Source organism: Amycolatopsis sp. cmx-11-51 (assembly GCF_047608665.1).
Taxonomy (GTDB): Bacteria; Actinomycetota; Actinomycetes; order Mycobacteriales; family Pseudonocardiaceae; genus Amycolatopsis.
Genome location: NZ_JADNQO010000009.1, coordinates 170,689 through 183,210 on the forward strand (window position 1 = coordinate 170,689; position 12,522 = coordinate 183,210).

12 protein-coding genes are annotated in these 12,522 nt (G+C 69.7%); 6 read left to right on the forward strand and 6 right to left on the reverse strand.

Annotated elements, in window-relative coordinates; all coding sequences use genetic code 11:
- Positions 1 to 17: 17 nt before the first annotated feature.
- On the reverse strand, positions 18 to 470 hold the full coding sequence (locus ACM6LU_RS27240) for a MarR family winged helix-turn-helix transcriptional regulator (RefSeq protein WP_414940606.1): 453 nt from the start codon (positions 468 to 470) through the stop codon (positions 18 to 20).
- Positions 471 to 612: 142 nt separating this feature from the next.
- Here ACM6LU_RS27240 and ACM6LU_RS27245 point away from each other — a divergent pair, with 142 nt between their 5' ends.
- The 3 genes from ACM6LU_RS27245 to ACM6LU_RS27255 all read left to right on the forward strand — a co-directional run bounded on the left by ACM6LU_RS27245 (position 613) and on the right by ACM6LU_RS27255 (position 5,037).
- Positions 613 to 1,794 (forward strand): MFS transporter, encoded by a 1,182-nt coding sequence (locus ACM6LU_RS27245; protein ID WP_414940607.1) that lies wholly within the window; start codon positions 613 to 615, stop codon positions 1,792 to 1,794.
- 27 nt (positions 1,795 to 1,821) lie between these two features.
- Positions 1,822 to 2,655, forward strand: a complete 834-nt coding sequence (locus tag ACM6LU_RS27250; protein WP_414940608.1) for an aldo/keto reductase — start codon at positions 1,822 to 1,824, stop codon at positions 2,653 to 2,655.
- 540 nt (positions 2,656 to 3,195) lie between these two features.
- Positions 3,196 to 5,037 carry a M48 family metallopeptidase gene (locus ACM6LU_RS27255; protein ID WP_414940609.1) on the forward strand — a complete coding sequence of 614 codons (1,842 nt, stop codon included), beginning with the start codon at positions 3,196 to 3,198 and terminating at the stop codon, positions 5,035 to 5,037.
- On the opposite strand, the gene ACM6LU_RS27260 is transcribed toward ACM6LU_RS27255, so the two are convergent.
- Both ACM6LU_RS27260 and ACM6LU_RS27265 read right to left on the reverse strand, forming a co-directional pair.
- Entirely contained in the window at positions 5,018 to 5,860 is an 843-nt protein-coding gene (locus tag ACM6LU_RS27260; RefSeq protein ID WP_414940610.1) for an SAM-dependent methyltransferase, read from the reverse strand. The genes ACM6LU_RS27255 and ACM6LU_RS27260 overlap by 20 nt on opposite strands.
- A gap of 164 nt (positions 5,861 to 6,024) precedes the next feature.
- Complete coding sequence (locus tag ACM6LU_RS27265) at positions 6,025 to 7,122, reverse strand: hypothetical protein (RefSeq protein WP_414940705.1); 1,098 nt, start codon at positions 7,120 to 7,122, stop codon at positions 6,025 to 6,027.
- A gap of 142 nt (positions 7,123 to 7,264) precedes the next feature.
- On the opposite strand from ACM6LU_RS27265, the gene ACM6LU_RS27270 reads away from it, so the two are divergent.
- Positions 7,265 to 8,575: a protein kinase domain-containing protein gene (locus ACM6LU_RS27270; RefSeq protein ID WP_414940611.1), complete on the forward strand. Its 1,311-nt coding sequence runs from the start codon at positions 7,265 to 7,267 to the stop codon at positions 8,573 to 8,575.
- Positions 8,576 to 8,624: 49 nt separating this feature from the next.
- A complete protein-coding gene (locus ACM6LU_RS27275) occupies positions 8,625 to 9,011 on the forward strand; it encodes a hypothetical protein (protein WP_414940612.1) in 387 nt (128 codons plus the stop codon).
- On the opposite strand, the gene ACM6LU_RS27280 is transcribed toward ACM6LU_RS27275, so the two are convergent.
- Together ACM6LU_RS27280 and ACM6LU_RS27285 are read right to left on the reverse strand one after the other, a co-directional pair.
- Positions 9,004 to 9,189 carry a hypothetical protein gene (locus ACM6LU_RS27280; RefSeq protein ID WP_414940613.1) on the reverse strand — a complete coding sequence of 62 codons (186 nt, stop codon included), beginning with the start codon at positions 9,187 to 9,189 and terminating at the stop codon, positions 9,004 to 9,006. The two genes, ACM6LU_RS27275 and ACM6LU_RS27280, sit on opposite strands and share 8 nt — an antisense overlap.
- Positions 9,190 to 9,258: 69 nt before the next feature.
- The gene (locus tag ACM6LU_RS27285; protein ID WP_414940614.1) at positions 9,259 to 9,801 is read right to left on the reverse strand and encodes a type 1 glutamine amidotransferase domain-containing protein; all 543 of its coding nucleotides are present in this window, start codon (positions 9,799 to 9,801) and stop codon (positions 9,259 to 9,261) included.
- A gap of 98 nt (positions 9,802 to 9,899) precedes the next feature.
- Here ACM6LU_RS27285 and ACM6LU_RS27290 point away from each other — a divergent pair, with 98 nt between their 5' ends.
- The gene (locus ACM6LU_RS27290) at positions 9,900 to 10,907 is read left to right on the forward strand and encodes a DNA topoisomerase IB (RefSeq protein WP_414940615.1); all 1,008 of its coding nucleotides are present in this window, start codon (positions 9,900 to 9,902) and stop codon (positions 10,905 to 10,907) included.
- On the opposite strand, the gene ACM6LU_RS27295 is transcribed toward ACM6LU_RS27290, so the two are convergent.
- Entirely contained in the window at positions 10,890 to 12,467 is a 1,578-nt protein-coding gene (locus ACM6LU_RS27295) for a SpoIIE family protein phosphatase (RefSeq protein WP_414940616.1), read from the reverse strand. The genes ACM6LU_RS27290 and ACM6LU_RS27295 overlap by 18 nt on opposite strands.
- Positions 12,468 to 12,522 lie beyond the last annotated feature (55 nt).

The window sequence follows — 12,522 nt, forward strand, 5'->3', positions numbered from 1 at the left end:
ACGAAACGCGGGGAGCGTCAGGAGCGGGCGAAGGTGAGTTTTCCGAGTGCTGCGACCAAAGGCGCGAGTTCGGGGAGTTCTCCGGCGGCGGCGAGTGCGTCGGTGAGGACGGTGTCGTGCGTCGGCCGGGCGGCCGCGAGCAGTTCCTGCCCCGACGGCGTGACCTCCGTGTAAATCCCCCGCCGGTCGTCCGGGCACAGGTACCGCTGCAGCAGCCCTCGGTCCTCAAGCCGCGACACCAGCCGCGTCGTCGCCGATTGGCTGAGCACGACGGCGTTCGACAGCTGGTTCATCCGCAGGTGGAAGCCGTCCTGCCGGGCGAGCACGTCCAGCACGGTGTACTCGCTGACGGACAGTTCGTGCTGCTGCGCCAGCGCGCGCTCCAGCGCGTCCTCTATCCGCGCGTGCAGTGCGGCGAGGGTCCGCCAACCCTGCGCGCGTGCCTCCACGGCGTCGTCGGCCAGTGACACGGTTCACCTCTTCCCCGGTTGCCCGAGCTTCGTTGCGTGGTGCATCATCAAGCGTGTGCAATATACGGCGTGTGCAACTATTTCAGACGCTCGTAGTTGCCGACGCCAGTTATCAACACTCTACGGGAAGAAGTGAGCTCCCATGCCTGCCGCTCTGCTCGCACTGGCGATCAGCGCCTTCGGTATCGGCACCACCGAGTTCGTGATCATGGGCCTGTTGCCCGAGATCGCGGGCGACTTCGGCGTCTCGATTCCCTCCGCGGGGCTGCTGATCTCCGGTTACGCGCTCGGCGTCGTCGTCGGCGCCCCGGTGCTGACCGCGCTCGCGTCGCGGGTGCCACGCAAGACAGTCCTGGTCGGCCTGATGGTCCTGTTCATCGCCGGCAACGTGGTTTCCGCGGTGGCTCCCACCTACGGCCTGCTGATGACCGGCCGCGTGGTCGCGGCACTCTCGCACGGCGCGTTCTTCGGTGTCGGCGCGGTGGTCGCCGCCTCGCTGGTCGCGCCTGCCAAACAGGCCAGCGCCATCGCGATGATGTTCACCGGCCTGACCGTCGCCAACGTCCTCGGTGTCCCCGCCGGGACGGCACTCGGACAGGCGTTCGGCTGGCGTTCGACGTTCTGGGCGGTCAGCGTCCTCGGCGTGATCGGCCTGATCGGGATCCTCGCGCTGGTGCCGGTCCAGACGACGACGCGAAGCGCGGGACTGCGCAGCGAACTCGCCGTCTTCAAGCGTCCGCAGGTGTGGCTCGCGCTGGCGATGACCGCGCTCGGGTTCGCCGGGGTGTTCGCGTCCTTCACCTACATCGCCCCGATGATGACCGAGGTCGCCGGTTTCTCGCCCGGAGCGGTGACCTGGTTGCTCGTGCTGTTCGGCGGTGGCCTGTTCGTCGGCAACCTGCTCGGTGGCAAAGCGGCCGACCGGGCACTGATGCCCAGTCTGTACGTCATCCTCGCCGCGCTCGCGGCCGTGCTGGTCGTGTTCGTCTTCACCGCGCACGCCCAGCTGCCCGCCGCGATCACCATCGCCGTCTTCGGCGCCGCCGGTTTCGCGACCGTCGCACCGTTGCAGGCCCGCGTCATGGACAAGGCCGAAGGCGCACCCGCGCTGGCGTCGGCCGCCAACATCGCCGCGTTCAACCTCGGCAACGCCGCGGGCGCGTGGCTCGGCGGCCAGGCCATCGACGCCGGTCTCGGCTACACCGCGCCCAGCTGGATCGGGGCCGCGCTCGCGCTCGCCGGACTGCTGGTCGCGGTCATCTCAGGCATGCTCGACCACGGGCGGCGGAAGGTCCGTCGCGCCGAACCGGCCCCCGTCGCCTGACCGCGAATATCCACGGAAGGAAAGCAAGTGACCGACATTCCCACCGTCAAGCTCAACAACGGGGTGGAGATGCCGCAGCTCGGATTCGGCGTCTTCCAGGTACCGGACGAGGAGACCACCGCCGCGGTCAAGGCCGCGCTGGACGCCGGGTACCGCAGCATCGACACCGCCGCCATCTACGGCAACGAAGCCGGCGTCGGCAAGGCCCTCGCCGAATCCGGGATCGCCCGCGACGAGCTGTTCATCACCACCAAGCTGTGGAACAGCGAACAGGGTTACGACGCCACACTGAAGGCGTTCGACGCCAGCCTGGTCAAACTCGGTCTCGACCGGCTGGACCTCTACCTCATCCACTGGCCGACGCCGGAGCGCGACCTCTACACCGACACGTGGAAGGCCTTGGAGAAGCTCTACGCCGACGGCCGGGTACGCGCGATCGGCGTGTCCAACTTCCAGCCCGCCCACCTCGAACGGGTACTCGGCGCCGGTTCCGTCGTCCCGGCGGTGAACCAGGTCGAGGTGCACCCGTACCTGCAGCAGGCCGAGGTGCGCGAATTCGACGCGAAGCACGGCATCGCGACCGAGGCCTGGAGCCCGCTGGCCAAGGGCGGCGACCTGCTCGGCGAGGAGGCGGTCAAGGCGCTGGCGTCGAAGCACGGCCGTACTCCGGCGCAGGTCGTCCTGCGGTGGCACCTGCAGCTGGGCAACGTCGTGATCCCGAAGTCCGTGACGCCGTCTCGCATCAAGGAGAACCTCGACGTCTTCGGGTTCAGTCTGTCGGAGGAGGATGTCGCCTCGCTGTCCGTGCTGGATCGGGGGCAGCGGACCGGGCCGGATCCCGACACCTTCAACGCCGCGTAACCGACGCGCAGCTGTCAAGGTCCCCAATGTGGCGTTGGGGGCGCTGAGCGCCTCCAACGCCACATCGGGGACATCAGCCACGCAGTGTCCGCGCGGGGCCGAGAGACCGCGACTCGGCACCCACGACCCGCGGGCGGCCAGGGCCGAAGGCGTCCTTCACCACGTCAGACGCAACGAAGGCTCCCATCACGAACACGGCGCGAGTATATGAAGGTCCGAGTTTCCCCGGCTGAGCCGCGTAAGGGACCGTCACGTGCCGCTGTCGTGACTAATGAGGTTGCTGAAGCTGCGACAAGTGGCCCGAGTCCGTGAAGGACTCCTTGAGGGACCCAGAGTCCTTCAAGGAGTCCTTCACGGACTTCCCACGACCCGAACCGCGGCACCGGCGGCCGTTCCCAGCTGGCGGGCGTAGCTCTTCCTTCTCGCACGAGTCGTCTGGGTAGCCGGTTACTATTCGGCCGCACAGACGGCACTTGTGCGAAAAGAGGTAACCGGACGATGCAGGCCCGAGGACGCGCCGTCCTCGCGACACTTCTGCTCGTGGCGTTCCCAGTGGTGGTCGTCGCGGTGGGTGTCGCCAGTGTGCTGGCGGGCCTGCGGATCCCTGGCAAGACCGGCATCTACGTGCTGCTCGCCGGCCTCGCGATGATGATCGCGCTCGGTTTCGGGCTGGTGAGCGCGCTGCGGGCGCGGCGTCCCCCGATCGAGGGGCCGCGGCTGGACCGCGACGCCCATCCGGCGTTGTGGGAGATGATCGACGACCTCGCCGCCCAGGTGAAGACGCGGCCGCCGGACGAGATCGTGCTGATCGGCGAGATCAACGCGGCGGTCTCCGAGGACGCCCGGTTCCTCGGCCTGCGGCCGGGCCGCCGCACGATGCTGATCGGGCTGCCGTTGCTGGCCGCGATGAGCGTCAGCGAACTGCGTTCGGTGCTCGCGCACGAACTCGGCCACTACAGCGGCGGCCACACCCGCCTGCTCGCGCTGACCTATCGCGGGACCCAGACGCTCGCCTTCACCGTCGACAGGCTGGACGGCGGTCCAGCCAGGGCCTTGCTTTCCGCGTATTCGAAGCTGTACCTCCTGGTCGCGCGGTCGGCGAACCGGCGGCAGGAACTGCAGGCGGACGAGGCGTCGGTGCTCGCGGCGGGAAGCCGAACGGCGGCAACGGCGCTGCGGAAGGTCGCGACGCTGACCCCGCTCTGGAAGGACTACTCCGAGCGCTACGTCTCGCTCGGCGTGGCGGCGAGGCGCACTCCTGCGGTGCTCCTGGGCTTCCGTTCGTACCTCAATCACCCGGTCCAGCGGGACTGGGTGATTGAGTACGCCGAAGACATCCTCGACGGCGAAGAGCTGTCGAAGTTCGACAGTCATCCCCCCACGAAGCGGCGGATCGCCGCACTGTCCGGGGTGCCGGACAACCCGGTGAAGCCGGACGCGCGGCCGGGCTGGTCACTGCTGGGGGCGCCGAAGGTCGACGTCCCCGAGGCGGAACTGGACGTGCTGGTCCGCGACGTGGGGCCGCGGGCGGACTGGGACGAGGTCGTCAAACGCGCCGGCCGGGCATCGGTGGCGGAGGGCGCGAAGCTGCTGACCTCGGCCGGGATCGAGAGCAGGCTGGCGCCGCGCGGCACGATCGGCGAGGTCGTGCGGGTCCTGCGTGACGGCGACGCCGACGCGCTCGCCAAACCCCTGCGGGCCCCGTCCCGCGAAGAGGGCCGCGAACTGCTGACCCAGTTGTTCGCCGACACCGTCACCGCCGCGATGATCGACAACGGCGTCGCCGCGCACCGCCTGAACTGGGGCGGCGGCTGGGAACTTTGTCTCGGCGACGGCGAGCCGTTCGACGTCACGGACCTGGTCGGCCCGGCCGTGGCGAGCCCGCGCGCGGTCGACGAACTGGTCCGCAACCTGCAACTGCTGAACGTGCCGGCCGGGTACTTCTGCAAACAGGAGCCCGAACGGGAGCCTGATCCCGCCGAGGCCCGGATGCTCGGGATGTTCACCGCGCTGAAGGCCAAGCGGAAGCTCTACGACCTGATCGTCTGCGACACCGAAGTGGTGCTGCTGCCGATGGCGCGTTCGGTGCTGCTCCGCCGCGGCGTCGCCGGGCTCATCGGAGCGCGTGGGGTGTCGGACCGCAAGCGGATCCGGAAGCTGCGGGAGCGCGGCCTCGACGACCTTCGCGCCGAGCCGGGCGCGCGACGGATCCCGTTCACGGACATCGTCGCGGGCGGTTTCCCCCGCCGGAAGCTCACCGCCTACCTGACACTGGAACTCTCCGACGGCGAGGCGCTGGAACTGGCGATCACCGGCAACACCGAGGACTTCGGGACCGCCCACGACGAACTGAAGGCGTTCTTCAGCTCGCTGAAGGCTTGACCCCCACGCCGCCGAGGCTCAGGTAGTTGAGCTGGGTCAACGGCGCCAGACGCGGGCCTTCCGGCCACCATTCATGCAGGTGGACGAGACCGGGTTCGAGCATCTCCAGCCCGTCGAACAGCGACTCGATCTCCTTGCGACCGCGGTGCACCGTGGGATAACCGATACCGCCCATCAGGCCGTCGAGCTTCCGCGCGAACGCGCCACGCGGGCCGTCGCCGTCGGTGTAGTAGTGCGTGAGCAGCAAATACGACCCAGGGGCGAGGGCGTCGACATAGCCGCGGACGACGGCCTGCGCCTCGCCGAGGTCCTCGATGTGGTGCAGCACCGCGTTGAGGAGCACCGCGACCGGGCGGTCGAGTTCGAGATGCTCGGCGACCACCGGATCTTTCAGCGTCCGCTCGGGATCGAGCGGATCCGCGCCGCTGACGTGCACGAGGTGGTCTTCCAGCAACGCCAGTCCGTGTGCCTGGACCACCGGGTCGTCATCGATGTAGATGACCAGCGCGTCGGGGTTGTACCGCTGCGCCGTCTGGTGCGTGTTCTCGACGTAGGGCATGCCGGAGGCCAGATCGAGGAACTGGTCGACCTCACGGGTGCCGGCGAGGAACCGGACCACCCGGCTCGCCCAGGACCGGAACTCCTTGGCCACCGCGGCGCCGTCGGGGGCCACCGTGAGGAAGGCCTCGACGGCTTGCCTGTCGATCTCGTAGTGATCGTGCCCCCCGAGAAGGGCGTCCTTCATCCTGGCGAGATTGGGCTTGCTGTAGTCGAGGGGTGGTAGCGGGCGCCTCGACACAGCCCGGACCTCGTCCGAAGTCATGGACACGCTCCACCCTTCAGCCGCATGCGGATCGCGGCGAACACGATCCACGGCTCCCTCGACATCGACGGACAGTACTCAGGTTACGACATGGCGTGTAGCAAAGTGAACCTCCCCAAGGGCCTTGCCTACCTGCGGTGATCATCCGTGCGGGCACCGTCGCCTTACCCGAAGGCGAGTTCACTCCAGGTGACACCGCCGTCAGTGGTGCGGTAGACGGCAGATCCACCGTCGGCGTCGGGCTGTCCGTCGACCACGACCCCGACGCGCTCGTCCGGGAAGTCCAGGTCGTTGAGGCAAACACCGCGGTCGCTGAGGACCATCGTCGTCCAGGTCACCCCGCCGTCGCCGGTGCGGTGCAGGAATCCGGTTCCGCCACCCTCCGCCGCGACGGTCGCCGCCGCGGGCGACGCGGCGCTGAAACTCTGGTTGATTCCGAGAGTGGGCCCTTGCGCCGTTCCGGTGAACTGCCCGCCGAGCTTCGGCGCCCGCCACAACCGGCGGACGGTCGCCCCCGGCTGTGGCGACCCCGGTCCCCCGCTGCACAGCGCCAGCACGTGCCCTTGCCGGACTCCGCTTAACGAAGCCGAACTGTCCGCCGGGCAGGGCGGCGGCGCGGCCGCGAACGTCAGGCCGTCGGACGACGTCCAATACTTCTGGACCCGGTAGTCCGACCCCATCGACACCTGGACCCCGCCGCTGGTGGCGATGTCGCCGTAGGTCGAGGAGCCGGTGACGGTGAACCCCGGGACCGGCAGGAGGACCCGGGTGCCGGAGAGCCCGGCGTACAGCGTCGTCGTCGACGGGGTGCCGAAACCAGTGACCATGGCGAACACCCGAGCCCCGGATTCGGTGATTTTCGAAATATAGAAGGGCTCCCGAACTCCGGCGAGCCGGACGCGGGACCAGGAACCGCCGCCGTCGTGACTGGCGAGCAACCGGGTGCCGTCGGAGAGGAAGACGTCGCGCTCGTCGATCACGGTGAGCTTGACCTGGTTGTGGTTGTCCGGCAACGAGATCGGCGGGGCACCGACCCGCCGCCACCGCTTCCCGCCGTCGGCCGTCGACAGCAGGGACGCGCACCATCCCGGCGTCCCGCACGGGGCGAAGCCGAGGACGAACCCGCGCAGCGGCCCGGTCCAGCTCGTCGACGCGGGCGCGAAGCCCTGGGGTACCGACGAATCGGCGGCGGCGGACGGAGTGAGGGCGGCCAGGGCGGTCACCGCGATGGCGGTGAGCGCGGCCCACCGGTTCGGCTTCATGGTCACGAGACGTCCGGCCCCCTCGGGGGTTGCCCGCCATTCGGGGTGAACCGCGGATAGGTCCGGTAAGCTCACGAACCTTGTTTCGCCCGGAGCCGGACCGGGTATACGGCGTTCGGCCGGTGAGACGGAGGTAGCACCGATGGACGACGCGGGTCCGCGTGCTGGCGGTGATGACGACGGAGACCTTGATGCCGGAACCACTCAACGAAGGTTCAGCCTGAACGTCCACGACCCGGATCACCTGCCGCGCAAACTCGCCGGCCGGTACGAGGTGGGGGATCTGCTCGGCCGCGGCGCGACCGCGCGTGTCTTCCGCGCCCACGACCTGCTCGAACAGCGCGAGGTCGCGCTGAAACTGTTCCACGCCGACACGATGACCCGCGACGAACGCCGCCGTGACCAGGAGATCCAAACCCTCAGCGTGGTCCGTCATCCCGGGCTCGTCCCGTTGTACGACGCGGGCTCCGATGACGGCTACAGCTATCTCACGATGCGCCTGGTCGACGGGCCGAACCTGGCCCAGCGCCTGCGTTCCGGCACGCTCTCCCCGGACGCGGTCGTCGACCTGGCGGCCCGGCTGGCCGACGCGCTCGCGCACGTCCACGCGCACGGAATCACCCACCGCGACCTGAAACCGGCGAACATCCTGATGGCCGACGACGGCCCGCTGATCGGCGATTTCGGGGTCGCGCACGCCTTCGACGCGACCAGGGTGACCGAGACCGGCGGCGTGGTCGGCACAGCCGCGTACATGGCGCCCGAACAGGTCCGCGGCGAGAACATCGGCCCGCCCGCCGACGTCTACGCGCTCGGGCTGGTGCTGCTCGAATGCCTGTCCGGGGAACGGGAGTACATCGGCACACCGGTCGAGGCCGCGGTCGGCAGGCTGCACCGGCAGCCGCGAATCCCCACCGGCCTGTCGGTGACCATGACGACGCTGTTACGCGGGATGACCGCGCGGAAGCCGTCGCAGCGCCCGACCGCCGCGGCGATCTCGCGGATCCTGCTGGAGGACTCGACCGGGACGAAGGTCGCCTACCTCGCACCGGTTACCCGCAAGCGCGCGGCGGTGCTCGCCGCGATCAGCGCACCGGCCGCCGCGATCACCATCGGTGTACTGCTGGCGGTCAACCAGACCGGGCCGAACCCGCCGGTTCAGCCGGGCGGGTCGCCCCCTCCGGCGGCGACCGGCACCTCCGGCCCGGCGGCGGAGGGGACACCGCCCTCGGGGGCCGTCGAGATACCCGCCAGCGGCGCGAAGGCACCCCATGACACGGTCGTGGTGACGGTGCCGGTCTCCGCGAATCCACCCGGCACCTTGGGAAATGTCGGCGTCACGTCGACACCGAGTGGCGCGACCGCGTCCAGCGGCGATCCGAGCACCTCGGAAAAGCCAGGCAAGTCGAAGACCCGGATCAAATCGAATACGAAGACCCGGGGCCCCGGCTGAGCGTCCGCTCCGCTGTGATGTCCACTGTGGACGATGATGGGAGACGGCGATGACCTATATCAACGACCCGCGCGAGCCGCAGGAAGAGATCGTCGAGCGGACACCGACCAGGATCCGCGTTGTAAGGATCGTCAACGCCCTCGTCCACGCGGTGTGCTGGATCTTCGCGCTGGTGCTGATCCTGCACATTCTGCTCGTGTTCGGCGAGGCCAATCCCGGCAACGGGTTCGCGCAGCTGATCGACCAGTGGTCGCGCGGGGTCTCTCTCGGCCTGCGCAACCTGTTCACGCCGGACAGTCCCAAACTGCGGACCCTGCTGAACGACGGCCTCGCCGCGCTGCTGTGGCTGATCATCGGCGGTGTGGTGACCGACCTGGTCTCGCGGATCGGCCTCCCGGGCCCGCGCAGGGTCTGGTACCGGCGAACACTCAGTTGAGCGAGCCCGGGTTCCCCGGCGGGACGTCACCGGCGCCTTCGGCCTGCTCGGCCGGGGCGTCGGTGGCATCCGCCCTGACCTCCACGGCCTGAGCGGCGGGTCGCCGCTGCCCGGTTTCCGGCTCGGTGTCGAAATGCTGACGGCACCGACGGCCGTAGCGTCTCGAATGCACGGTCATCGTGGCACCTCCTTCTCTACCGACCACGATCCCTCAATCATGTGACGCGCGCCACTCGTTCACCCGGGCTCATTTGCCGAATTCCGTCACGATCGCGGCACAGAAGGCGGGCAGGTCGTCGGGATTCCGGCTGGAGATCAGGCCGTTGTCGTTGACGACCTCCTGGTCCACGACGGTGCCGCCGGCGTTGCGGATGTCGGTGCGCACGCTGGGATACGACGTGAGCGTGCGGCCACGGACGACGTCGGCCTCGACCAGCGTCCACGGCCCGTGGCAGATGACCCCGACCGGTTTGCCGCTGTTCACGAAATCGCGGACGAAGCGGACAGCGTTCTCGTCAGCGCGCAGATTGTCCGGATTCATCGTGCCGCCGGGGAGCACCAGCGCGTCGAAGTCGTCGACCGTGACGTCCTTGACGACCCGGTCCACGGTGAACTTGTCCGCCTTGTCGATGTCGCCGTTCATGGCTTGGATCTCGCCGGATTCCAGCGAGACGACCTCGGCCGTGGCCCCGGCTTCGGTGACCGCTTTGCGCGGTTCGACCAGTTCGACCTGTTCCACGCCGTCGGCCGCGAGGATGGCCACGCGGCGTCCCTTCAGCGATGTCGCCATGGGTTCCTCCTGAGCTCGTCTTCCGCCCCCGGGATTACCCCGGAGCGGAGTCGCCGAACCATGGGCATGAACCGGCGTCGCGGCGGGTATCAGTCCTCATGCGACTTCGGCGAGCGGACCTGGGGTCCCCCGGTATCGGGAGGCGGCGCAGAGGGCGTGGCTTCGGCTACCTCGCCCCGGACGGCGAGCCGCTGGCGGACAAGGAAGTGGTCGAGCGGATCACCGCGCTGGCGATCCCGCCCGCGTGGCGGCGCGTGTGGATCTCGCCGTACGACAACGCGCACGTCCAGGCGGTCGGTGTGGACGACGCCGGGCGGCGCCAATACCTCTATCACCCGGATTGGCGACGGGCACGGGACGAAGAGAAACACGAGCGCGTCCTCAGGCTGGCCCGGAAGCTGCCCAAGCTGCGTGAGGCGGTCCAGGAAGACCTCGATTCCCGTGGGCTCACCCGCGAACGTGTGCTCGCCGGTGCGCTGCGCATGCTCGACCTCGGCGTGTTCAGGACCGGCGGGGAGGACTACGCCGACGAGAACGGCACACACGGGGTGGCGACGTTGCTGTGCGAACACGTCTCGGTCAGCGAAGGCTGCCTGCTCTGCGACTACCCCGCGAAGGGCGGGATCCAGCGGAAGGTCCGGCTGCGCGACGACGGTCTCGTGCGGCTGGTCCGGTCGCTGCGACGGGCGCGTGGTGGGGAGGTGCGCCTGCTCGCCTATCGCGACGGCCGCGGGTGGCAGGAGGTCCGGGCCGACGACATCAACGAACGGCTCAAGGAACTCGTGGGCGAGGACTTCACCGCGAAGGATCTGCGCACGTGGAACGCCACCGTGCTCGCCGCGGCCGCCTTCGCGGGACAGGAAAAGCCGTCCAGCCGGCGCGGCCTGAATCGGATCGAGAAGACCGTGATGACCGAAGTCGCCGAGGGCCTCGGCAACACGCCCGCCGTCGCCCGTCGGTCCTATGTGGACCCTCGCGTGATCACGGCGTACCACGAGGATCGGACCATCGAGCGCGCGACGCGACGAGCGGAGAAGGCAGCCGATCCCACTGAGGCCCGTGACATCGTGGAGCGGGCGGTGGTGCGGCTACTGGGTGGGTCTTGAGGCCTCGATGGCGAGGACCGCGATGTCGTCGTGTGTCCCGCTGCCGAGCCAATCCCGCACCGCGGACCGGACCCGGCCGACGACCTCGCGGCCGGACAGGCCCCGGCAGCGGGTCAGCAGTTCGCGCAGCCGTTCGTCGCCGAACAGGTCCGACGGCCGCTCGTGGTGGCGTGCTTCGGTGATCCCGTCGGTGTAAAGCAGGCAGACGTCGCCTTCGGCCAGCTTGACGGCCGTCTCGGCGAAACGGGCCTGCGGAGAGATCCCGACCAGGGTGCCGGGCAAGGTGATCTCGTCGACCCCACCGCGGCGGCGCACCACCAGCGGCGCGGGATGTCCGCCGGAAGCCAAGGTGACACCGAGACCGTCTTCGCCCGCCAGCACCGAACCGAGCACCAGCGTGGCGAACCGGCCGCTGCCGCCGGTGATGAGCAGGGAGTTAAGCAGGCTCAGCAACGTCGTGTTGTCGCGCTCGACGAGGTTGAGTGCGGCGAGGGTCTGCCGGACCCGGCCGGTGAGCGCGGCCGCCTCGGCGCCCTTGCCGCAGACGTCGCCGAGGACGAACATCGCGCCGCCGTCCTCGCGTGGAAGGACGTCGTAGAAGTCACCGCCGACGTCGAGCAGCCCGGCCGACGGCTCGTACCAGACATCGAACTTGGCGCCGGGGACTTCCGGCGGCGGCGTCGGGCGCAACGTGGTCTCCAGGCCGCGGGTGGCCTCTTCCTGGCGGGCGTAGCGGTGCGCGTTCGCCAGCGCGGTCCCGGCCGCACGGGCGAACTCGGCCACCGCGCGCGGGTGGTCGTCGCCGAACGCGGGTGTGCCGCGCCTGCCGAGCACGACCGCGCCGGTGACCCCGGCACCACCGTCGAGTCCCAGCGAGACCACGGTGACCGACTGATGGACGGCGAGCCGTTCCGCGACGACCGCGGGCAGCGCCGCGACCTCTTCCTCCGGAACGGTCTTGGCCTCGGGTTCGTCGGTGGCGGCGAAGGTTCCGGCGAGCACCGGCGCCAGCTGGGCCGGGACACGGCGGATATGGCCGTGACCGTGGTTGGTGCGGTGATCGCAGCTCCACCACTCCCACCGGCCGCGGGTGGCCGGCAGCAGGACGAACACGCAGTCGGCGAGTTCGGCCGCCGCGACCTCGGCGATCACCTTCGCCGTCCCGTGCCGTCCCCGTGTGGAGGCCAGCCGTGGCGCCGAAGCGGCGAGGAAGCCGTCGACACGCGGGCCGTCGGCCGCGACCGCTGAGGTCACCGTCCACGCGTGCCAGCCTCCGGGCAACGTCCGGATCCGCGCGGGAAACCGGCGGCCGGTGTGCTCGACATGGCCGACGTCGGGTCCTTCGGCGGTCAGCACCGGGCGGCCGCCGCCGAACAGCTCACGGGCGGCCGGATTCGACCAGCGCAGCGTGCCGCCGACGTCCTGCACGAGCACCGCGTCACGCACGTCTTCGAGCAGCTCGCGCCAGAACCTCCCGGATTCGGGCAGCGCTCCCTCGCTCGTCGTGGACGACGGCTCCGAGGGGAGCGACGTCGAGGCCGGGGCCGGCCGTGACACCATTCCCGGACCTCCTCCTGCCTGGCGGGTAGCGCAGTGTGAGCGGGCGGACTGGCTC